The 20096-nt window shown below is 49.2% G+C and carries 21 protein-coding genes; 15 read left to right on the top strand and 6 right to left on the bottom strand.

Annotation, left to right across the window (positions count from 1 at the left end; genetic code table 11):
• The gene (locus B9T62_RS27375; protein WP_087918168.1) at positions 1 to 1626 is read left to right on the top strand and encodes an ABC-F family ATP-binding cassette domain-containing protein; all 1626 of its coding nucleotides are present in this window, start codon (positions 1 to 3) and stop codon (positions 1624 to 1626) included.
• 262 nt (positions 1627 to 1888) lie between these two features.
• On the opposite strand, the gene B9T62_RS27370 is transcribed toward B9T62_RS27375, so the two are convergent.
• A complete protein-coding gene (locus B9T62_RS27370) occupies positions 1889 to 2071 on the bottom strand; it encodes a hypothetical protein (protein WP_087918167.1) in 183 nt (60 codons plus the stop codon).
• 142 nt (positions 2072 to 2213) lie between these two features.
• Between B9T62_RS27370 and B9T62_RS27365 the strand changes: the two genes are divergently transcribed.
• On the top strand, positions 2214 to 3101 hold the full coding sequence (locus B9T62_RS27365) for a cation diffusion facilitator family transporter (RefSeq protein ID WP_087918166.1): 888 nt from the start codon (positions 2214 to 2216) through the stop codon (positions 3099 to 3101).
• A gap of 188 nt (positions 3102 to 3289) precedes the next feature.
• The gene (locus tag B9T62_RS27360; protein WP_087918165.1) at positions 3290 to 4402 is read left to right on the top strand and encodes a C40 family peptidase; all 1113 of its coding nucleotides are present in this window, start codon (positions 3290 to 3292) and stop codon (positions 4400 to 4402) included.
• A 267-nt stretch (positions 4403 to 4669) separates the two neighbouring features.
• Here the strand turns inward: B9T62_RS27360 and B9T62_RS27355 are convergent, their stop codons facing one another.
• Both B9T62_RS27355 and B9T62_RS27350 read right to left on the bottom strand, forming a co-directional pair.
• Positions 4670 to 5062 (bottom strand): hypothetical protein, encoded by a 393-nt coding sequence (locus tag B9T62_RS27355; protein ID WP_087918164.1) that lies wholly within the window; start codon positions 5060 to 5062, stop codon positions 4670 to 4672.
• A gap of 195 nt (positions 5063 to 5257) precedes the next feature.
• Entirely contained in the window at positions 5258 to 5428 is a 171-nt protein-coding gene (locus B9T62_RS27350; RefSeq protein ID WP_087920446.1) for a DUF1328 domain-containing protein, read from the bottom strand.
• Positions 5429 to 5619: 191 nt separating this feature from the next.
• On the opposite strand from B9T62_RS27350, the gene B9T62_RS27345 reads away from it, so the two are divergent.
• The 10 genes from B9T62_RS27345 to B9T62_RS27300 all read left to right on the top strand — a co-directional run bounded on the left by B9T62_RS27345 (position 5620) and on the right by B9T62_RS27300 (position 16576).
• Positions 5620 to 6129: a DUF948 domain-containing protein gene (locus B9T62_RS27345; RefSeq protein WP_087918163.1), complete on the top strand. Its 510-nt coding sequence runs from the start codon at positions 5620 to 5622 to the stop codon at positions 6127 to 6129.
• Between the two features lie 76 nt (positions 6130 to 6205).
• Positions 6206 to 6736: a hypothetical protein gene (locus B9T62_RS27340; RefSeq protein ID WP_087918162.1), complete on the top strand. Its 531-nt coding sequence runs from the start codon at positions 6206 to 6208 to the stop codon at positions 6734 to 6736.
• Positions 6737 to 6836: 100 nt separating this feature from the next.
• Positions 6837 to 7184, top strand: coding sequence for a YflT domain-containing protein (locus B9T62_RS27335; RefSeq protein WP_087918161.1), 348 nt, complete (start codon positions 6837 to 6839; stop codon positions 7182 to 7184).
• A gap of 235 nt (positions 7185 to 7419) precedes the next feature.
• Positions 7420 to 8592: a SpoIIE family protein phosphatase gene (locus B9T62_RS27330; protein WP_087918160.1), complete on the top strand. Its 1173-nt coding sequence runs from the start codon at positions 7420 to 7422 to the stop codon at positions 8590 to 8592.
• The gene (locus tag B9T62_RS27325) at positions 8589 to 12257 is read left to right on the top strand and encodes a response regulator (RefSeq protein ID WP_087918159.1); all 3669 of its coding nucleotides are present in this window, start codon (positions 8589 to 8591) and stop codon (positions 12255 to 12257) included. Before B9T62_RS27330 ends, B9T62_RS27325 begins: the two co-directional genes overlap by 4 nt.
• Before the next feature lie 90 nt (positions 12258 to 12347).
• A complete protein-coding gene (locus tag B9T62_RS27320) occupies positions 12348 to 13214 on the top strand; it encodes a CheR family methyltransferase (RefSeq protein WP_087920445.1) in 867 nt (288 codons plus the stop codon).
• 18 nt (positions 13215 to 13232) lie between these two features.
• On the top strand, positions 13233 to 14903 hold the full coding sequence (locus tag B9T62_RS27315; RefSeq protein WP_087918158.1) for a response regulator: 1671 nt from the start codon (positions 13233 to 13235) through the stop codon (positions 14901 to 14903).
• Positions 14904 to 14999: 96 nt separating this feature from the next.
• Entirely contained in the window at positions 15000 to 15338 is a 339-nt protein-coding gene (locus tag B9T62_RS27310) for an STAS domain-containing protein (protein WP_087918157.1), read from the top strand.
• Between the two features lie 18 nt (positions 15339 to 15356).
• On the top strand, positions 15357 to 15809 hold the full coding sequence (rsbW, locus tag B9T62_RS27305) for an anti-sigma B factor RsbW (RefSeq protein ID WP_087918156.1): 453 nt from the start codon (positions 15357 to 15359) through the stop codon (positions 15807 to 15809).
• A complete protein-coding gene (locus tag B9T62_RS27300; RefSeq protein ID WP_087918155.1) occupies positions 15806 to 16576 on the top strand; it encodes a sigma-70 family RNA polymerase sigma factor in 771 nt (256 codons plus the stop codon). The genes rsbW and B9T62_RS27300 overlap by 4 nt, the downstream gene beginning before the upstream one ends.
• Before the next feature lie 288 nt (positions 16577 to 16864).
• Here the strand turns inward: B9T62_RS27300 and B9T62_RS27295 are convergent, their stop codons facing one another.
• On the bottom strand, positions 16865 to 17200 hold the full coding sequence (locus B9T62_RS27295) for a DUF5665 domain-containing protein (RefSeq protein WP_087920444.1): 336 nt from the start codon (positions 17198 to 17200) through the stop codon (positions 16865 to 16867).
• Between the two features lie 134 nt (positions 17201 to 17334).
• Positions 17335 to 17838, bottom strand: a complete 504-nt coding sequence (locus tag B9T62_RS27290; protein ID WP_087918154.1) for a YtxH domain-containing protein — start codon at positions 17836 to 17838, stop codon at positions 17335 to 17337.
• A 398-nt stretch (positions 17839 to 18236) separates the two neighbouring features.
• Here B9T62_RS27290 and B9T62_RS27285 point away from each other — a divergent pair, with 398 nt between their 5' ends.
• Positions 18237 to 18956, top strand: a complete 720-nt coding sequence (locus tag B9T62_RS27285) for a pirin family protein (RefSeq protein WP_087918153.1) — start codon at positions 18237 to 18239, stop codon at positions 18954 to 18956.
• A gap of 155 nt (positions 18957 to 19111) precedes the next feature.
• Here B9T62_RS27285 and B9T62_RS27280 read toward each other — a convergent pair whose 3' ends face one another.
• Positions 19112 to 19336: a DUF1128 domain-containing protein gene (locus B9T62_RS27280; RefSeq protein WP_087918152.1), complete on the bottom strand. Its 225-nt coding sequence runs from the start codon at positions 19334 to 19336 to the stop codon at positions 19112 to 19114.
• Positions 19337 to 19484: 148 nt separating this feature from the next.
• On the opposite strand from B9T62_RS27280, the gene yyaC reads away from it, so the two are divergent.
• Positions 19485 to 20033, top strand: coding sequence for a spore protease YyaC (gene yyaC, locus B9T62_RS27275; RefSeq protein ID WP_087918151.1), 549 nt, complete (start codon positions 19485 to 19487; stop codon positions 20031 to 20033).
• Positions 20034 to 20096: the final 63 nt, after the last annotated feature.

Raw genomic sequence — 20096 nt, 5'->3', positions numbered from 1 at the left:
ATGATTAGTACAAGCGGCGTAACACTCCGCTACGGAAAACGCGCTCTCTTTGAAGATGTAAACATAAAATTTACCCCAGGCAACTGCTATGGCCTCATTGGTGCCAATGGGGCCGGTAAATCAACTTTTCTGAAGATTCTCTCCGGAGAGATTGAAGCCAACATGGGGGATGTCCACATTACTCCCGGAGAACGGCTTGCAGTTCTCAAGCAGAATCATTTCGAATACGATGAGTCCCAGGTGCTGGAGACCGTTATTATGGGGCATACACGCCTCTATGAGATTATGAAGGAGAAGGACGCGTTGTACGCTAAGAGTGATTTCACCGAAGCGGACGGACTGCGTGCCGGTGAGCTGGAAGGCGAATTCGCCGAGCTGAACGGCTGGGATGCCGAGCCGGATGCGGCTGCCATGCTGATCGGCCTTGGCATTATGCGTGACCTGCACGAGAAGAAGATGGCAGAACTCAGCGGCAACGAGAAGGTGCGCGTGCTGCTGGCCCAGGCTCTGTTCGGCCGCCCGAACAACCTGCTGCTCGATGAGCCTACCAACCATCTGGATCTGGAGTCGATTGGCTGGCTTGAGAACTTCCTCATGGACTACGAAGGCACCGTTATTGTTGTATCCCATGACCGTCACTTCCTGAACAAGGTATGTACGCATATCGCCGATATCGACTTCGGCAAGATTCAGATGTATGTCGGCAACTACGACTTCTGGTACGAATCCAGCCAGCTGGCTCAAGCCCTGCAGCGGGATTCGAACAAGAAGAAGGAAGATAAGATGAAGGAGCTGCAGGCGTTTATCCAACGCTTCTCCGCCAATGCCTCCAAGTCCAAGCAGGCGACCTCCCGCAAGAAGCAGCTGGAGAAGATTACGCTGGATGATATTCGTCCGTCCAACCGCAAATATCCGTTCCTTAACTTCAAGCCTGAGCGTGAAGCAGGCAAGCAGCTGCTTACCATCACCGGTCTGACCAAAGAGGTGGACGGCGAGAAGGTTCTGGATGAGTTCAACCTGGTAGTGAACAAAGGCGACAAGATTGCATTTGTCGGACCGTATTCCCAGCCGAAATCCTTGCTGTTCGATGTGATTATGGGCGAGATGGAAGCGGATGCCGGTGAGTATGCATGGGGGGTTACAACCACCCAGGCTTATTTCCCCAAGGATAACTCCGCCTATTTCGACGGAATTGAGATGAACCTTGTGGAATGGCTGCGCCAATATTCCAAGGATCAGGATGAGACGTTCCTGCGCGGCTTCCTGGGCCGGATGCTGTTTGCCGGTGAAGAGGCGCTGAAGAAGGCGAGCGTGCTTTCCGGGGGCGAGAAGGTCCGCTGCATGCTGGCCAAGATGATGCTGAACGGCGCGAATGTGCTGGTATTCGAAGAGCCTACCAATCACTTGGATCTGGAATCGATCACAGCACTGAACAACGGGCTGATTGATTTCGACGGCACCATTCTGTTTACTTCGCATGACCATCAGTTCATTCAGACCATTGCCAACCGGATTGTTGAAATTACGCCTGCCGGTGTAATTGACCGTTCGATGAGCTATGACGAATATTTGGAGAACCCGGAGATTAAGGAAATGCGCCAGCGCATGTACCCTGTCGAGGTGTAATTCTTCGCTGCAAGACATACTTAAGAAGCGGCTGTCCACTCCTCCGGGGGAGGGCAGCTGCTTTTTTGAAAATATAAGAAAGCGATACGTAGCTTCGCTGCTTCGGAAGCATCCACCTCTTACAAAAGACGGCGAAGCCGTTTCTACTTGAAGTAGAAGTTTCACCGGATAACTTAGCCCATATGAGGACATAGAAAAACGGCTGCGTCTTCCCGGGTAGGGAGAACGCAGCCGTTTAGGGTCAAGCGTGAAATGAATCTAATTACGATCCGCCGGTACGGCGGCGCTGGTTGTTGGGCTTTTTGTTGTTTTGTGATTTCAATGGTTTGGCAGAACCTGCCTGAAACGTGGATTCCGGTTTGAAATTCTGCTGTTTTTTTTGTTCCAGCTTTTGACGGATGGCATCGGCCAGATTAATTTTGCTTTTTTCGTTGCTTTCGCTCACTTGTGCTTGACCTCCTTCGAAACAATTACCTCACTCTATTCTAATGGTTTTGTAATCAGGCCACAAGGGCAAGAATAATTGAAAGAATTCTGTGCCGGAAGCAAGGGTACAACTCTAAGCAACATACAGGAGGCTGCGGGTCATGACAGATATCTATGAGGATATACGCAAAGGAGAACGTGGAGCCTGGGTCAGCATCGCGGCTTATCTGGTTTTGTCCCTACTAAAGCTGTCCAGCGGCTATTTGTTTGCTTCCAGCGCGCTGCTGGCAGACGGCTTCAACAATCTGACCGACATCGTCGCTTCGGTTGCGGTGCTGATTGGTCTGCGGATTTCACGGAAGCCGCCGGATTCAGATCACGCCTACGGGCATTTCCGTGCCGAGACGGTGGCTGCGCTACTGGCCTCTTTTATTATGGCGATGGTAGGGATACAGGTGATTGTCGAGGCTGTCCGCTCCTTTTTCGAAGGGGCCAAGGCCACGCCGCAGCTATGGTCTGCGGGCATAGCCGTGATCTGCGCGATAGCCATGCTGGGGGTATATACATATAACAAAAGGCTGGCGAAGCAAATCAACAATGGAGCACTGATGGCAGCAGCCAAGGATAATCTCTCGGATGCTTTAGTGAGTATTGGAGCAGCTGTAGGCATAGTGGGTGCCCAGTTCGGTCTGCCTTGGATAGATTCCGCAGCTGCCGTTCTCGTAGGCCTGCTGATTTCCAAGACAGCATGGGATATTTTCCGTGATTCCACATACCGGTTGACCGACGGATTCGATGAGAACAAGCTGATGGATCTGCGCAGCACCATTGCCCGCACTCCAGGCGTGGAAGGAATCAAGGATGTGAAGGCCCGTGTACACGGAAATCATGTGCTGGTGGATGTGGTCGTTGAAGTGGATGCGGGCATTACGGTCAGTGCCGGACATGAAATCAGCAATACCATTGAAGAGCGGATGACCCGGCTCCATAATATCATGCACGTGCAGGTACACGTCGAACCCAAAGTGAAAGACGGTAAAAATGCATAATAAAGGAAATTAAAACCATATTCAAGGAGGATTAAAGACTATAGACCTGGGTTGACCCAGAAGTTGGAAAGTTTTTTGTGAAATTTGGAGCATGTTCCATATCCCGGGTAAGCCTATAATGAGGGCAGAAAGCAACAAAAGTTGCGCGCACCTTTGTTGAATTCTTAAAATGTCATTCGGGGGAACCTATGATTAAATCGCAGAAAAAGCTTACAGCAAGTCTATTGGTCACAGCCGCCATTGTCACAGGTTTGGGGAGTTACCCTATTGACCGGGCCGCTGCAGCAAACGCTTCTTCCAATCCTTCAGTAACGGCCGCTGCCGTACAAACAGCTACCATTGAAGCCAGTGTTCGTCTGCGTGATACACCTTCCACAAGTGGAAAAGTGATAAGCTACTTGAAAAAAGCAGAAATAGTGACTATTCTTGAGAAGACGAATAATTATTTTTATAAAGTGCGCACTTCCGGCGGTGATGTTGGATACACCAGTCTGGACAGCCGCTACATCTCGCTGAATACAGCTCCGGCTCCGGTGGCAACTTCGGGCATCACGCCGTCAGCGCAGAATGGAATGATTCAATCCAGTGTTCGCTTGCGTGATCAGCCGTCTACTGACAGCCAGGTGCTGAAGTTTCTGCAGCAGGGTGACCAGGTAGCGATAGTTGAAGCAACCAACCGGTATTGGTACAAGGTAAGGACAGCAGATGGCGTAACTGGTTATACCAGTGCAAGTGAGCAGTACATTAAGGTAGGTTCCGGAGCGGGAGCACCGTTAATTCCGGCACCAACTCCGGTGCCGACTCCGACCCCAACCCCGGCACCTGTGCCAACAGCAGCACCGCCGGAAGCTCCTGAAGGAAGTGCGGTTATTGAGACCGTAATCAGTACCGGCATGCGTTATCTGGGCACACCCTATGAATTTGGCTCCAATCGCAGCACTACAGATACCTTTGACTGCTCCGATTTCATCCGGCAGATCTTTATGGAGGCTGCGAACCTGAAACTGCCGGCCGACTCCCGGCAACAGGGAGATTGGGTGAAGCAGAACAGCAAGGCGGTATATGATCTTTCCGGCTTGAAGCGTGGCGATCTGATGTTCTTTATGGACTACAAGGGCACCTCGGCATCAGACTATGCCGTAATTAACAAGGATACGGCAAGAATTTCACATGTATCGATGTATTTGGGAGATGGACAAGTTCTGCATACTTACTCCAAGACTTCGGGTGGGGTAAGAGTAGATAAATTAAGCGCTTCTTGGATGAATCGTTTCCTTTACGGGGGTTCGGTCATCCGCTAATTATAAAGCAATACAGGAAGCGGGCGCATCATCAGTTTGTGACGGGTGAACTAGAGCGGGTGTTATCGTGGGGCTGTCCCTTCAGCAGATTCTTCTGCCGGGGACAGCCTTTCCTGATTTATGATGATTATGATTATGGAAAAAGAGCCGAATCAGACAATAAGTATTGTCCGATCCGGCTCTTTTTTATGTACGCCCATGAATAGGGCGTAATATTCTAAGGAAATCTGCCCTTAAATTTGGAGTGGTTTAAGCTTATTCGTATTCTTATGGAGTGATAATGTATGCAGAGGTAGGCACTTTAATCCATGCTTTGCCAAGCCAAGTGTAAATTTCTCTCCATTCATTGCCGAAGCTATCTCTTTGAATCTGACCGGTAGTATCAACAGTCTGAGAACTCAGCCAGCCTGCAGGTGTAGTTGTGCTGCCTGCTGCAAAGTGGAATGCAGTGCTTTTGGTCAGGATGACCATCGGCGTAGCAGGACGAAGGTCAGCTGGTGTGATTGCAGTTTCGTATTTAGTGTAAGTTGTGTCTGTTACTGATGTAGGTGTGCCTACAACAGGCGTTCCTGTAATGGGTGCGACTTCTGCTGCGGAAGCACTGGCTGCGATAGAAGCTAAAAGCCCAGCGGCTACTGTAAAGCTGACGAGTTTTTTCATAAAATGTTACCTCCTGAGAATGGGTTTTGGCTTTAGCGTTTTTTCGTTGTACGCCGTTTGCTAATAAGGTAGTAAACATAAAGTGGGTACTATGAACCAAACAACTTTCATTTTTTATTTGGGCTGTGTAAAGCAGGTGTTAGAAGACGTCCCTTTTGCCAGAATTTACACATAAATATAAAAGTGAAGATTGCGCTACTTGGAACGACCGCGGCGTCCTGTAAAGAGAGAAATGATAAACAACACCAGGAAGATAAAGAATACAATTTTGAAGATCCCCGCTACGGCTGCTGCAATCAGATTAAAGAAACCGAAAACCCCCGCAATTAAAGCAACGGCAAGTAGAATGATTGACCATTTCACCATCATAACCACCCTTTCTTTTATGAGATAATGTAGTCATGATTAAACGGGGCTTAGTGATTTGAAACAAAGCCATAAAGGGGGATTTTACCATGGCTTGACTGGTTGTTTCGCCTTATTGGCGCAAGGGTAACTATGCATTATACAGGGCTGATTAGCCGCTACTTATTGATACTTGGAAGGGGTTTTTGGATATGGATTTAATTATTTCACTTAGCGTAGCCCTCGTAGCTGTCGCATTCGCGGTACTTGTCTTCTTCTTAATCAGAACCTTGAAGTCGGCAAAGGAGTCCCTGGATAAGGTCAGCCAGACGCTGCAAGAGGTGCAGAAGACCGTCGATGAGCTTACTTGTGAAGTCAAAACCACAGTAAGGCATGCCAACGATATTACTTTGGATGTACAGGGTAAGATTCAGAAGATTGATCCTATTATGGATTCGGTCAAGAACCTCGGCGATGTGATGAACGAGCTGACCCTGACCGTCAAGCAAGTGTCCGTGACAGTCATCGAGAAATACCGTAAATCACGCGAATTGAAAGAGAAGAGCAAGGCGGTATCTATTAAAGAAGTGCCGATGACCCCTTCTGAAGAGCGTACAGTGAATTCCTATGACGCTGTTTATACGAAGCCGCCAGGGAAAGTGGCATCCATACTCAAAGGTGTAGATGCTGCTGCGACCATCTGGCAGAAGTTCCGCAAATAATCTGCCTCGGCCATTGCTGATATACATGTAAGGCTTGTGGTGGCAGGGTGCACAAAAGAAAGGTGGGAGCACAAGTATGAACACCATTCTCCTGTTACTCAGTCTCCTTTCCCCCTACTTTGCTGTCTCTGCACCGGAAGAACAGGTACCTCTTGCTATATTTGCAGAACCGGCGGCAGTTGCTGCCTCAATACAGCAGTCTGGCCCAAATTCTTTAATCACTTCTTTTGATTCGCTGGCCAGGGTATCGCTCTATGATACCGAGGAAGAACTGCTGGCAGCCCAAGGAGCGCCACTGCGGATGGCTCCGGACCCTTGGCAGAACTGCATCGAATACCAGTATTCCGAGATGTCTGCCGGAATTTGCGAGGGGATTGTGCTGTATGTGCATGTCTCTCCGGCGCAGGCGTCAAGTTATGGACTGTACCTGAATGGCACGAAGCTTGACCCGTTGAAGGGGAATCTGCGCGAGATGCTTGGCGAACCGTATTTCGTAGCCGAAGATGGCGATGTGTATATGAGAGGCAGCACGGCGCTGAAGATTTACCGCAATCCGGGTACAGGAGAATGGAGCGGAATAGATCTGTTTGACGGTAATTCTTCCTGAAGCGTTTCGCTGCCTCTGTATTTGGTTAATGAAAGAACATGTTCTCTTTGACATTGTATGAATAATATGACCTACAACCTTCGATTAGGAGAGTGATCCCATGGATTCAATTGGTGCACAATCATATGCCAAGGTATTAGAGAATGGTGTTCAGGCTATTGAAGAAGTGAACCGCCTGCGTAACAGCGGCTACACCAGAGAAGACATTTACGTAATTAGCCATGATGAAGACCGTGAAGGACGCATCGTGGATGCAGCGGACACCAATGAGGTGGGGCTTAAGGAAGAAGGCCTGTTTGGCGCTATTGCCAACATGTTCCGCTCCCGCGGAGACGAACTGCGCTCCATGATTACTTCGCTGGGTTTCACTGAAGCCGAAGCTGATTTCTACGAAAAAGAACTAGACTTGGGCAAGGTTATTGTCATTGCCAAGAAACCTTCGGCGTAAGCGTTGGTTCAAGGCAACCGTCAATGGACAGTCCTATAAGTACAATAGCGTAACCTCCAGAACCACTAGCGCAGTGGGGCTGGAGGTTACTTTGTTGAAGAAACGAAAGCATACCCGAATGGGCTAATCATTCAAATGGTAAAAGACTGACTAAATATCGTATGATAAATATATGTGCTTTACGGGATTTTACGGGAGATATCACTGCAAAAACTAATCGTGTGAGGTGAAGAGGATGAGAATTCTGATCGTCGATGACAATCCTACCAATGTAATCATTATCCGTGAGATCTTGAAGAAGGAAGACTACCGGAATTTCATAACGGCTTCTTCTGCAAAAGAGATGCTGGGGTTGCTGGGGATTGGTACGGAAACGGAGCAGGGGCGCCCGCGGATGTCCGATATTGATCTGATTCTGCTGGATATGATGATGCCGGAGATGGATGGGATTGAGGCCTGCCGGGTGGTCCAGCAGTATGAGCATCTTAAGGACATTCCCATTATTATGGTTACAGCCGTGGGCGATTCCAAGAAGCTGGCTGAGGCGCTGGATGCCGGCGCAGTCGATTATGTGACCAAGCCGATCAACAAGGTCGAGCTGATGGCAAGAATACGGCTGGCGCTGCGTCTGAAGCAGGAGAAGGACTGGCACAAGGAGCGGGATCAGCGGATTCAGGATGAACTGAAGCTGGCTGCGCTGGTGCAGACTGCCGTTCTGAGCCTGCCGCTGAAGGAACCGCAATTTGAGGTTCATGCGATTTATCAGCCCTCTTCGGAGCTGGCTGGGGATCTGTATGCCTGGTACCCGCTGGGAGACGGCCGGTATGGAGTGATCCTGCTGGATATGATGGGACATGGGATCTCCTCGTCTTTATTCTGCATGTTTATCGCTTCAGTCATGAAGGACACTGTAACTACGTACGTTGAACCTGAGCGGGTGATACAAGAGCTGAACCGCCGCTTTAACCAGCTATATATAGAGAAGCAGCTTGTCCAGTATTACTTTACAGCCATCTATCTGGTTATCGATACCCGGCAGAAGCGTATCGATTTCGTTAATGCCGGCCATCCGCCGGGGTTGTTCTTTGAAGGATCTGCCAAGAATCCGGTATTGCTGGAGAGCAATGGACATCCGGTAGGTCTGTTTGACACGATTGATATTCAAGCCCAGAGTCTGACCTATGAAGATGAAGGGCATCTGGTGCTGTATACGGATGGGCTGCTGGAATTGGCCGAAGGCGGTCAGGAGCAGCAGCTGGATTTCATGGTTTCTCATCTGGATGTCGGGCATTCCTGGCAGGAAGAAACTATGCGTGAGGCGTTCTTCTATGACTCCGCAAGCAAAGAACGCGAGGATGACCGCTGCCTGGTGTGGATTTCATTGACGAAGGGAACAGATAAGGAATGAAAATAAAGGCTAAGCTCTTGATCGGTTTCAGTGCCATGCTGGCCATTATGCTTGCACTGACCATGATTGGATACGATCGTTTGAATTATATGAATAACCAGCTGGACGGATTCCAGGAACGGTATATGAAAGGCCGCGCCTCTTCTGCCATGCGGGGAGAAGTCAACGACATGGCCCGCATCCTGACTACCTCCATGCTGAATGCAGATACGCTCTCTGTAAATTCACAGAAGAGTGAGGTGGAGAGAAAAGCGGCTAAAGCGGAGGAACAATTCCTCCTCATACAGAAATCAATGAATACCGCTGAAGGCTTGCAGATTGTAGGACGGATTGACAAGGCCTATACTGCTTATATCGAATATCAGAACAAGGTGCTGGAGCTGCTGTCTGCAGGTTACTTCCAGAACGCCAATACCTATCGCAATACAGAAGGACAGGATATCCAGAATGAGGTTCTGGACAGTCTTAATGCGCTTTCTGACTACAACGCCTTCATGATGACAGAAGAGAATAACAGCTCCACAGAAGCTTATCAAAGGTCGATCCAGATGGTTACACTGATCATGATTGTGGGGCTGCTGCTTGGGCTTGGAGTGATTCTATGGGTGATCCCAAGCATTACACGCGGGCTGAATGTAGTATCGATGATGATCTCAAGCTTCGGCAACGGCAAAGTTAAGGCCATCCGCAGGATTAAAGTGACTTCCAAGGATGAGATTGGCGATGTGGCCCGTGTCTTCCAGGACATGGCCCAGGATATTGAACAGAAGCAGCAGATGGAGAAGGCATATGCCGAGGCGCAGAATGACCAGTCCTGGCTCAATGCCAATATGGCGCGGGTAACGGAACTGCTGCGGGGAGTGAATACACTGGACCAGGTTTCCCAGACCTTTATCAGTGAATTCACCCCTATTCTTGGTGCCCAGTTCGGTGCCGTGTATCTCAAGGATAAGAATAATCCCAACCGCTTAACCGGCAGCGGATTCTATGCAATGGATAACGATATTCGGCCGAAGGAAGGTTTTGAGATTGGCGAAGGTCTGGTGGGACAAAGTGCGATGGATCAGAAGCCGATTACATTGGAGAATTCCCCAGAGGATTATGTATCCGTGTCCTCGGGCTTTGGAGATTCCAGACCAGCGAATGTTGTAATCTACCCGCTTATTTTTGAGGATGAAGTTCTGGGTGTGGTGGAATTTGCTTCATTTAACCCGTTTACGGCCCTGCACAAGGATCTGCTGCAGCAGCTGACAGGGAATTTGGCGGCAATCTTCAATAATATTAACCGCAGGCTTGTGGTTGAGGAATTGCTGCGTGAATCGCAGACGCTTACGGAAGAGCTGCAATGCCAATCCGAAGAGCTGCAGACCCAGCAGGAAGAGCTGCGCCGTTCCAACGAGAATCTGGAGGAGCAGACGGATGCGCTGAAGCGATCTGAAGAACTGCTGCAGCGCCAGCAGGAGGAACTGGAACACTACAATACCGAGCTGGTTGCCAAGACCCGAGCCCTGGAGGATCAGGTGCAAGAGGTGGAGGAGAAGAAGGATGAGATTGAGCATGCCCGTGAACAATTGGAGAAGCAAGCCATGCAGCTTGCGGTTACCAGCAAATACAAATCCGAGTTTCTGGCCAATATGTCACATGAGCTGCGCACTCCGCTGAACAGTCTGCTCATTCTGTCCCAGCTGCTGACAGAGAATAAGGAAGGGAATCTGAGCGACAAGCAAGTGGAATTCGCTCACACCATCTACATGTCGGGTGCAGATCTGCTGAAGATGATTGATGAGATTCTTGACCTGTCCAAGGTGGACGCGGGTAAAATGGAGCTTAATCATGATGAAGTGAAGCTGACTGAGCTCAAAAGCTTCCTGAAGCAGAATTTTGCCCCGCTTGCTGTCAAAAAGAGGCTGTCGCTGCGTCTGTCCTTTGAAGAACCGCTGCCAGACGTAATTGTTGCCGACAGCCACCGGTTGAAGCAGGTGCTGCGCAACCTGATGTCCAATGCCTTTAAATTCACAAGCGAAGGATTTGTGGAGTTTGCTGTCAGTAAGGCAAGTGCGGATCAACTGCCCTATTATCTTCCGCGTGAAACTGAATATATCGCAATGGCAGTCAAGGATAGCGGCATCGGTATACCGTCCGACAAGATCGATCTTGTGTTTGAAGCCTTCCAGCAGGTGGATGGAACGACCAGCCGCAAATATGGCGGCACAGGCTTAGGTCTGTCGATCAGCCGTGAGCTGGCCCGCCTGATGGGGGGGGCCATTGTCCTCGAATCGCGTGAAGGGCAAGGCAGCAGCTTCACTTTTTATCTGCCTGTCCAGGGAAATTACAATATGGGTTCGGGAGCAGAAGAAGCTGCTCCTGTCAAAGAAACCGTCGACCTTGCCGGATATGTAGATGAATTTCACCCGTCCAGGGATTCCAATGTACTGTCTGCCCCGACATCGCTGGTGCAGATAGAGGATGACCGCGAGGAGCTGGGAACGAGCGACAAGGTTCTGCTGATTATTGAAGATGATGAGAAATTCGCCAAAATCCTGCTGGGCATGGCTCGGGGAAGAGGCTTTAAGGGGCTGGTGGCACTCCAGGGAGATACCGGTCTTGCGCTGGCCAAATCCCATCTGCCGGATGCGATTATCCTCGATATCCAGCTGCCTGTGCTCGATGGCTGGGCCATTCTCAGAGAGCTGAAGAGCGGATCGCAGACCCGTCATATCCCGGTTCATGTGATCTCTGTCAATGATGAGGTTAAGCAAGGTCTGATGATGGGAGCAATGGCTTACTTGCGCAAGCCTTCATCGAAGGAATCGCTGGAACGGGCCTTCTCCCAGATTGAGAATTATACAGCGAGTACGCTGAAGCATCTCCTGATTGTTGAAGATGACGAGATTCAGCGACGGTCGATCATGGAGCTTATCGGTCATGACGATGTAGCCATTACCGCCGTGTCTACCGGCCGTGAAGCACTGGCCGAGCTGCGCAAGCAGAGATATGACTGCATGGTGCTGGACCTGATGCTCGAGGATATGAACGGCTTCCAGCTGCTGGACCAGATCCGCGATGATGAAGAACTGAATGATCTGCCTATTATTATTTATACCGGCAAGGATCTGGACAGCAAGGAAGAGACCCAGCTGCGTAAATATGCCGAATCGATTATTATCAAGGATGTGCGTTCACCGGAACGGCTGCTGGATGAAACCACACTGTTTCTGCACAGAGTCGAAGCCAACCTTCCAGAGGATAAGCGTAAAATCCTGCAAAAGCTCCATAATAAAGAAGAATTGTTTGACGGCAAAAAAATCCTGCTGGTTGATGATGACATCCGCAATGTCTTTGCCCTCTCCAGCGTGCTGGAGGGCTACCATATGCAGGTTAAGTTCGCAGAGAATGGGCGCGAAGCCTTGGATATACTGGTAGAGCAGGACGATTTCGATCTGGTGCTCATGGATATGATGATGCCGGAAATGGATGGGTACGAGGCGATGCGCAGAATTCGACAAATGCCGCAGTACAGCAAACTGCCGATTATTGCGCTTACCGCCAAGGCAATGAAGGAAGACCGGGCCAAATGTATTGAGGCCGGAGCCTCGGACTATATGAAGAAACCAATTAGTACAGATCAACTTCTTTCACTAATGCGGGTATGGTTGTATTCGTAATCGCATTTTTGGGGTAATAGCTTTACAGAACTAATACACCCAGACTGGAAGTATGGCAGGTGGCAAGGGAGCCGGGATATAATGACGGAAATGGAACATGGATACGATGAACAAGCCGGCGTTTCGGCTGCGGAAACCAAAAGTGAGCTGGAGCAGATTGAGATCGAGCTGCTGCTTGACGGAGTGCACCGTTTGTACGGGTATGATTTCAGGAATTATGCGCTTCCTTCCTTGAAGCGGCGGATCTGGCATCACGTCCATGCAGAGAATGTGCCTACGATTTCCGCATTGCAGGAGAAGGTGCTGCATGATCGTACCTGCTTCGAACGGTTTATCTACAGCCTGTCTATTCCGGTTACCGAAATGTTTCGTGATCCCGGACTGTTCCTGACCTTTCGTCAGAGGGTGGTGCCGCTGCTGCGGACCTATCCTTATATCCGCATCTGGCATGCCGGCTGCTCTACAGGCGAAGAGGTGTATTCCATGGCCATTCTGCTGCATGAGGAAGGTCTCTATGATAAGGCGCGTATTTATGCGACCGATATGAACGGACGTTCACTGCAGCAGGCTAAGGAAGGCGTATATGACATCGGCAAGATGAAGCAATATACCAAGAACTATCTGGAAGCGGGCGGGACCCGTGCTTTCTCGGAATATTATACAGCCAAATATAACTCGGTTATGCTGCAGCCTTATCTGCGCAAGAATATAATTTTTGCCGAGCATAACTTAGCAACAGATACTTCATTCAATGAATTTAATGTGATACTCTGCCGGAATGTGATGATCTATTTCAATGATGAGCTTCGGGACCATGTACATGGGTTATTCCATGAGAGCCTCAGCCGCTTTGGGGTGCTGGTGCTCGGCTCCAAAGAATCCATTCATTTCACCAGGTACAGCGACTGCTATGAACCCCTGGACAGAGTAGAGAAAATATACCGCAAAATAAAATAACGGGTAAGGAGGGGTCCCATGGGGTTTCAAGAACCAATTCATATACTGCTGGTAGATGATCGTCCCGAAAACTTGCTGGCGCTGGAAGCTGTGCTCGAAAGTCAGCATTATAAGCTTATTAAAGCCAACTCCGGTGAAGAGGCACTGCGGTGTTTGTTAAGATACGAGTTTGCAGTAATTGTGCTGGACGTACAGATGCCGGGTATGGATGGGATCGAGACCGCCAAGTTAATAAAGGCCCGCGACAAAACGAAGGATATCCCGATTATCTTTATCTCCGCCAACAGCAAGGAATCGGAGCATCTGTTTGCAGGCTATTCAGCAGGTGCAATCGATTATATGGTCAAACCGTTTATTCCCCAGATTCTGAGATCCAAAATCGAAGGTTTCGTGGAAATGCATATTACGAACAAAAAGCACCAGATGCAATCCATGCTTCTGCAGCAAAAAACGATGGAGCTTGAAAAGATCAACGGCGAGCTGACTCAGGCCAAGGAAGAAGCGGAGATTGCCGCCAAAGCCAAAACAGAATTTCTGGCCATGATGAGCCATGAAATCCGCACGCCCATGAATGGTGTTGTAGGCATGATTGATCTGCTTATGGAGACGGAGCTAGCGCCTGAGCAGAAGGAATACACAGAAATTATCCGTAAAAGCGCGGACACGCTGATTGCCGTCATTAACGATATTCTGGACTTCACCAAGATGGAATCGGGCAAAATGGAAATGGAAGAGCAGCTGTTCGAGCTTCAGGACTGTATTAAAGAGGTATTCAGCCTCTTCTCCGCTGAGGCGGGCAAAAAAAACCTGGAGCTGGCCTATTTCATCGATCAGAAATTGCCCAGATTAATCTATGGAGACATGGCAAGGCTGCGGCAGGTTCTGATTAATCTGGTAGCGAATGCAGTTAAATTTACCAATCGCGGCGGTGTTTATTTAGTTGCTTCCAGCATTCAAACCTCTGATAATAGACTGGTAGTGGAATTTACGATCAAAGACACCGGGATTGGCATCGCGCCCGAGAAGTGTGAGCGGCTGTTCCAGCCGTTCTCGCAGCTGGATTCCTCTATGACACGCAAATATGGCGGCACCGGCTTGGGGCTGGCCATCTGCAAGTCCCTGGTAGGTATGATGGGCGGCGACATCCGGGTCGAATCGATGGAAGAGCGGGGGGCAACCTTTGTATTTACGATTCAGGCCTCCTTGCCTGAAGAGGGGCTGGCAGGCTTCGGTGACGAGGATCATCTGCTGGAACCCATCCCGGGCAGAGTAGACCGCGGAAGGGTGCTTGTAGTGGATGACCACCCCATTAACCAGCGGCTGATGGTCAGTATGCTGGTTAAGCTGGGGTATCAGGCGGACGTCGCCGAGGATGGCGGGCAGGCGGTAGCGATGTCGCTTAAGCAGCCTTATGATTTTATCTTCATGGATCTGCAGATGCCTGTAATGGACGGCCTCGAGGCTACCACGCTTATCCGCCAGGGCGGTGGTCCTTCGGCAGAGGAAACGATAATTATTGCAATGACGGCGAATGTGATGGATGGCATTCAGAACCGCTGTATCGCTTCAGGAATGAACGACTATATCAGCAAACCGCTTAAGATGAGCAGCATCAAGCAGATTCTGTCTCGATATTCGCTGAGTAAAGGATCGCTTTTGGATCAAGGGACATCTTTATTTAATGCGTGACCCAGATTTTACTAGGTATTAATAACTGTATTTCTGATTCAAAGGTAGGCATTTAGGGTTATTGGTAAAGAAAACATTTATCAGGAGAGATTGTCTATGAATACACACAAAAGTGAAAAGTTCCACGCAAGAACTGAAACAGAAGGCAGTCTGTGCACAGTTTTCCTAACCGGAGAACTGGATTTATCGGTTGCTCCGGATTTCCGTCTGGTGATGGAGCCGCTTGTGGGGGATACAGGGCTTGACCTTGCGATTAACCTCAAGGAATTGAGATATATCGACAGTACCGGTATTGGAATCCTGCTGTCTATCCTCAAGGCAAGACATGGAATGGATGTTAAGTTCACGGTAGAAGAGGTACCGCCTCAAATACAGAAATTATTCGATATGACTGGTATTTCGAAGTTTTTTGCCCCCCAAGAGAATTCCCACTAGGAAAGGACCGAACCAAGAATGAGCGATGACGTACAAAGAGTAGTTCTTCAGTTGCCTGCCAGCGCAGAATATGTGGATATAGTCCGGCTTAATTTATATGGTATTGCCTCTAAGATGGGATTTACCTATGAGGATATCGAAGACATGAAGGTGGCTGTTTCGGAAGCCTGTAATAACTCCGTGCTCTATGCTTATGGGCAGCAGGACGGTTTGGTTGATGTAATCTTTGAAGTGGGGTCCAGTGCCTTGTCCATTACAGTCAAAGATGAGGGGGAGAGCTTTGACGGTTTGGATTCATCCGGTGAACGTTTGACGCTTCATAACAAGGAGCTGAATGATGTTCAGGTTGGCGGACTCGGATTCTATTTGATGCAAGCACTCATGGATGATGTCAGCGTTGTGAATGAAGCGGGGAGAGGCACAGTTGTTACCTTGACCAAGCGACTGAATTACAGCGAGGAGAAAGTATGAATGAAAAAGTGACTCCCCCCGAGTCCATGAACGAGGCAGTAAGCCTGATCTGGGAATACCAGCAAACCAAAGATAACGATATTGCCACGGTGCTGATCCGTAAGTATGAGCCGATGGTGAAGATGGCTTCCGGCAAAATTGCCCGCAACCGTCCTGATTTATATGAAGACTTATACCAGGTAGGGCAGATGGCGCTGATTCGTCTGCTCCAGCAATACGATATCAGCATGGGGATTCCTTTTGAGCCTTATGCGATGAAAAGCATGATCGGGCATATGAAGAATTATCTGCGCGATAAATCCTGGTACATTCAGGTTCCCAGACGGATCAAAGAGAAGGGTGCGCTTGTCCAGCAGGCCATTGATGAACTGACAATCAAGCTGGAGCGTTCGCCTGCAGTGGACGAAATTGCCCATTATCTCGATCTGTCTGTGGAAGAAACCGTAGAGGTGCTGGCCGGCAGAGAGTGCTACCATTACGTCTCGCTGGACTCTCCGCTGTCCCAGGAAGAGAGCGGCGCCACGCTTGGTGAATTAATCTCTTCCGATGCCAATGACTATGAGAGTCTGGAGAAGCGCATGGACCTCCAGCAGGCGCTTGGACAGCTGAAGGAGCAAGAGCAGCAGGTACTGCTGTTGGCATTCCAGGATGGACAGTCTCAGCGTGCCATTGCGCAGAAGCTTGGCGTTTCACAGATGAGCGTTTCGCGGATTCAGAAACGGGCGACTGAGAAGCTGAAGCAGATTATGGCCAATTCCTCTTATTAATTATTAACTCTATTAATTATAAATATAGGGCGTGTTTTTCTTGTTATCAAGAAGAACATGCCCTTTTTTGAAATATAAGAGTTTATATGTTCCACACTATAATTTATCCTTCTATTTTTCGCTGAAACGCCCCGTCCTATAAAAGGATGGCGTAGCCGTTTCCACTTGTTTGCGGTTAAGAAGCAAATGGACAAATATCCCCCGCAGGCTGCCCGGATCAAGCGAAGCGCAAGGGGCGGGCAGTCTGCGGGGGATTGGACGAAGTTATGCAGCACTTCAACAGCTGTGTTAGCTGTTGGCATCAATATATTGTTTGATTTCGCCCAGATATTCTCCAATAACCGGAACCTTGAGGAATAAGCTTAGGACATAACCGAGGATACCCAGTACAACAAACGTACCCAACGAGAGTCCAAGTCCACGGGATACGCCTGCCATCAGGTTCGTAATAATCCGTTTCTTCGGATCCGTGTAATTCTCAAGGATGTCCTTGAATTCCGATTTTTCCAATGAATCTGCAATTTTGTCGAGCCTTGCATTCAGGCGTTTCACTTCATGCCGCAACTCAAAAGGGTGCTCTTCCACTTCATATTGTTTGGTTTTGTTGCCGCCCGGTTCTACCATATGGATTCCTGCTTTCTGTAGCCCGGCAGGGCTTGATTGATTATGCATAGCCAGCTTTCTGCCCTGCACAACAACAGCCAGCTGCGGTCAGCTGGCTGTTGAGAGGTCAGAGAATAGCTGAAGTTCACCGCAGTTTAGTAAGAGGATTTATACGTTGTTTTAACATCCTCTTTGGCATCCTTGGCTTGATCGGCAACCTCTTTGGAGGAAGCTTTGGTTTCCTCGGCGATATCGTCAGATGCCGTTTTTACATCGGCAGCCACGTCAGCAGAAGCTTCGCTTACAGTAGCGCCGATTTTCTTTCCGGTTTCCGACAGGGTAGCGGCAATATGCTGCGTGCTGTCGCTGACAGTAGTATAGATATCGGAGGCTTTGGCAGACACTGTGCTGGCCAGATCAGTGGCTTTTTCGCCAACTGTTGAGGCAATCGCCTTGGTTTTATCCGTTACCGTACCTGCAACCTCTTTGGTTTTGTCGGTAGCCGTGGACAATTTATCGGATAGATCACTGCGCAGCTCACTGCCTGGCTTAGGAGCAAACAGCAGGGCCGCCGCCGCACCCAACAGACCGCCAATAAAAATCCCCTTTAGAAAAGTGCTTCCGCTTTGCACTGGATGTTCCGTTTCTGCTTTATTCATCACTAATCACTCCTCAATATATGATATGGGCTCCAGGGTAACCTGAAGTTATCTTACTCCGTATATAAACGTTGGCGTATGGGCTGAAACAGTAACATATAGAACGTGAACTTAAGAATGTTACATACGGAGTTGCCAACAAGCCTTATGCATCAGGCTAGCTGACAACTCCACTACTCCATTCTTAAGTTCATCTTATATATCTTATATATCAAGGAAAAGATTCCCGAAGCCGCCGGAGGGGAGGATGTTTTCCCCTATGATTGACAGCGAATGGAAGCGGGTAAGAAATACATAATTATAGCGTCAACCGAACCAATATATATATTTCATATCTGGGAGCACCCTTTTATACTTCACAAAAAAGCAGAACCCACATCTTCGGAGGTGCAAAGACTATGATTAAGATAGTAACGTCAGCGCAGCGGCATACCTCTAACAGAGAATGGATTCATAGTGAATTCAGCTTCTCATTCGCAGATTACGATGATCCCAGCAATGCCCATTTCGGTGCGCTACTGGCACACAATGACAATGAGCTGGAGCCAAAACAAGGCATGCATGAGCATCCCCATCATGACCTGGAGATTATTACTTATGTAGTTTCCGGTATATTGAGGCATGAGGATGATCTGGGAAATCAGGCAGAGCTGCAGGCAGGCACGGTGCAGATGATGAGTGCGGGAACTGGCATCAATCATTCGGAAACCAATCCATCCGACACGGACAAGGTACGGTTTCTGCAGATCTGGCTGCTTCCGCAGTCTCCGGGGCTGACTCCACGTTGGGACGCGAAATTTTTCCCGAAGGCATTTAGAATGAATACCCTGCTGCTAGTGGCTACGGGAACCGGGGAGGACGGAGCATTGAGCATCAACGAAGATGCTGCGGTGTATCTCTCGGTGCTGGAAACAAACAAGGAGCTGCATTATCCTCTAGAGGAGAACCGGCGGACCCATATCTTTGTGATCTCCGGAAATGTTGAGGTGTCCTGCGACGATGGAGCCTTTCAGCTTCAGGCAGGGGATGCCGCACGTATCCGCAAGAATTGTGACTTGACACTTAAGGGAACGACGAGTGAAGGTGAAGCAGAGCTGGTGCTGATTGACTTACCTTAAAGATCAGGCTGCAAATTGATGGTGTATAGCCGTTAAAAAGCCCCCTAACCCTATTCCATGAGAATGGAGCGTAGTTAGGGGGCTTTTCTATTTCCCGCAGAAACGAATGCCGCCTCTTGCAGAGGACGGCGAAGCTGTTTCTACTTGTGGATTGCTTATTTTTGGCGCAGGCGTCCAAGCTCAGAGACAAGCGCCTCCACCTGGGAGATGCTTAATCTGTCGCTGCCCATGGCTACTTCATATACATCCAGAATATCTTCATAATGATCTACCGAAAAAGCGGATGCCTGCATGGCAGCGGCGCTGGCCATCTTCAGCTTGTTTTTGATGCCTTCGATCATGTATTCTACATTTTCCTGGCTAGGCTGGCTTAAATCCATAGGTTTGCTAACATCCTTTCGTATCTTGATTCATGTATTTTAACATGATTGGACAGGGCATCACCAATTTTTTGTCCGCTGCCGAGAAATCATGTAAAATTGGTTTATTAAAAGATACAATAATTTGGTATGCGGAAGGGGGGCGGCAATGGCTATTAGAGAACAGCAGGGAGAAGGCAAACGCGCCAAAATGGATGCGGCGGAGCTGGAAGGATTTTTCCGGGAAATAGCCGTCTTGCATCCTCCGCAAGAAATTACATTCCTGTGTATTGGAACAGATCGCTCAACCGGAGATGCGCTTGGTCCGCTGACGGGTACCCGATTATTGCAGTACGGCTTTCCGCATGTGACGGGCACCCTGTCTTGTCCCTGTGATGCGGATAATCTGCTGGCCTGTATTGCCGCCATCCCGGTGGGGCAGACCATTGTCGCCATTGATGCCTGTCTGGGACCGCCTGTTGCACTCGGTTATTATTTCACCTCTCATTCGGCGCTGCGGCCAGCCCAATCGGTAGGGGGCAGCTTCCCGGCAGTAGGGCATTACAGTCTTGCTGCGATTGTAGATATCAACGGCCCCAAGCCTTACCGGACTCTGCAGACCACACCGCTAGGCCGGGTGATGATGATGGCTGAAGCGATTGCGGCTGCCGCAGCCGCCGGATTCGGGCTGGAGAAGAACCGGCTGAAGTTTCAATGAGAGCGGTTTAGCTTATTAATAGATATTGAACTATAAATCCGCGAGGTACTTAGAAAGAAGGAG

Origin of the sequence: Paenibacillus donghaensis (genome assembly GCF_002192415.1) — a bacterium.
Classification (GTDB): Bacteria; Bacillota; Bacilli; order Paenibacillales; family Paenibacillaceae; genus Paenibacillus_AQ; species Paenibacillus_AQ donghaensis.
The sequence above is the reverse complement of the archived record's forward strand: the minus strand, read 5'-3'. Positions and strand labels throughout refer to the sequence as shown.

Bases quoted from the DNA above. Each gene is read 5' to 3' on its own strand.
- B9T62_RS27375 (WP_087918168.1), top strand. From the start codon at position 1: ATGATTAGTACAAGCGGCGTAACACTCCGCTACGGAAAACGCGCTCTC.
- B9T62_RS27365 (WP_087918166.1), top strand. From the start codon at position 2,214: ATGACAGATATCTATGAGGATATACGCAAAGGAGAACGTGGAGCCTGG.
- B9T62_RS27360 (WP_087918165.1), top strand. From the start codon at position 3,290: ATGATTAAATCGCAGAAAAAGCTTACAGCAAGTCTATTGGTCACAGCC.
- B9T62_RS27355 (WP_087918164.1), bottom strand. From the start codon at position 5,062: ATGAAAAAACTCGTCAGCTTTACAGTAGCCGCTGGGCTTTTAGCTTCT.
- B9T62_RS27350 (WP_087920446.1), bottom strand. From the start codon at position 5,428: ATGGTGAAATGGTCAATCATTCTACTTGCCGTTGCTTTAATTGCGGGG.
- B9T62_RS27345 (WP_087918163.1), top strand. From the start codon at position 5,620: ATGGATTTAATTATTTCACTTAGCGTAGCCCTCGTAGCTGTCGCATTC.
- B9T62_RS27340 (WP_087918162.1), top strand. From the start codon at position 6,206: ATGAACACCATTCTCCTGTTACTCAGTCTCCTTTCCCCCTACTTTGCT.
- B9T62_RS27335 (WP_087918161.1), top strand. From the start codon at position 6,837: ATGGATTCAATTGGTGCACAATCATATGCCAAGGTATTAGAGAATGGT.
- B9T62_RS27330 (WP_087918160.1), top strand. From the start codon at position 7,420: ATGAGAATTCTGATCGTCGATGACAATCCTACCAATGTAATCATTATC.
- B9T62_RS27325 (WP_087918159.1), top strand. From the start codon at position 8,589: ATGAAAATAAAGGCTAAGCTCTTGATCGGTTTCAGTGCCATGCTGGCC.
- B9T62_RS27320 (WP_087920445.1), top strand. From the start codon at position 12,348: ATGGAACATGGATACGATGAACAAGCCGGCGTTTCGGCTGCGGAAACC.
- B9T62_RS27315 (WP_087918158.1), top strand. From the start codon at position 13,233: ATGGGGTTTCAAGAACCAATTCATATACTGCTGGTAGATGATCGTCCC.
- B9T62_RS27310 (WP_087918157.1), top strand. From the start codon at position 15,000: ATGAATACACACAAAAGTGAAAAGTTCCACGCAAGAACTGAAACAGAA.
- rsbW (WP_087918156.1), top strand. From the start codon at position 15,357: ATGAGCGATGACGTACAAAGAGTAGTTCTTCAGTTGCCTGCCAGCGCA.
- B9T62_RS27300 (WP_087918155.1), top strand. From the start codon at position 15,806: ATGAATGAAAAAGTGACTCCCCCCGAGTCCATGAACGAGGCAGTAAGC.
- B9T62_RS27295 (WP_087920444.1), bottom strand. From the start codon at position 17,200: ATGGTAGAACCGGGCGGCAACAAAACCAAACAATATGAAGTGGAAGAG.
- B9T62_RS27290 (WP_087918154.1), bottom strand. From the start codon at position 17,838: ATGAATAAAGCAGAAACGGAACATCCAGTGCAAAGCGGAAGCACTTTT.
- B9T62_RS27285 (WP_087918153.1), top strand. From the start codon at position 18,237: ATGATTAAGATAGTAACGTCAGCGCAGCGGCATACCTCTAACAGAGAA.
- B9T62_RS27280 (WP_087918152.1), bottom strand. From the start codon at position 19,336: ATGGATTTAAGCCAGCCTAGCCAGGAAAATGTAGAATACATGATCGAA.
- yyaC (WP_087918151.1), top strand. From the start codon at position 19,485: ATGGCTATTAGAGAACAGCAGGGAGAAGGCAAACGCGCCAAAATGGAT.